Genomic DNA, 529 nt, shown 5'->3' with positions numbered 1-529 from the left:
GGATCCATGATTATTCCTGTCCGGACGCGTTGGCGTCGTCTTCGTCTTGGGTGTCTTCACTGTCTTTTGCATCGGGCTGCGCCGGTTGCGCGTCGCTGGCCGGTGCGGTTGCGCTGCGTTCCTGGTCAAAATACAACGGACCTTTCTGGCCGCAGGCGGCCAGTAGCAGGAACAGTAACAGGCTGAATGGGCGCATGGGATACTCCGTTTGCTGGAGGGGGAGTATAACGGTTCGGTACTGCAATGGCAGCCTGCGTGCCGCTGCGGTTTGGGTGTCCGATAACGCCGCTTGAGAAAAAAGCGGTCCGGTTTACTATCAGTGAATAGTCTGCCCCGCGTGGACACATTTCTGCTGATCTTTTCGCCCCTTCACTCGTACTTGCCCTGCCTGCGCCTGGATACCCCGGCATGCGGGCGGGCGTGTATGCGCGGGGCATTTCTGAATGATTGACCCTGTAAGGAGAAAGCCATGGCGTTACCGGCCATTACCGTTTCACGTTTGGATGTTGCGCGCCTGGAAGCATTGTTA

At 57.7% G+C, this 529-nt stretch carries 1 protein-coding gene; it reads right to left on the bottom strand.

Going from position 1 to position 529, the window contains the following annotated elements; translation table 11 throughout:
• Nucleotides 1-10: 10 nt before the first annotated feature.
• Nucleotides 11-196: a lipoprotein gene (locus A3754_RS25010; RefSeq protein ID WP_063519237.1), complete on the bottom strand. Its 186-nt coding sequence runs from the start codon at nt 194-196 to the stop codon at nt 11-13.
• Nucleotides 197-529: the final 333 nt, after the last annotated feature.

This window comes from Alcanivorax sp. HI0083 (assembly GCF_001635175.1).
The sequence above is the reverse complement of the archived record's forward strand: the minus strand, read 5'-3'. Positions and strand labels throughout refer to the sequence as shown.

Coding starts and splice junctions, on each gene's coding strand:
- A3754_RS25010 (WP_063519237.1), bottom strand. CDS start 196: ATGCGCCCATTCAGCCTGTTACTGTTCCTGCTACTGGCCGCCTGCGGC.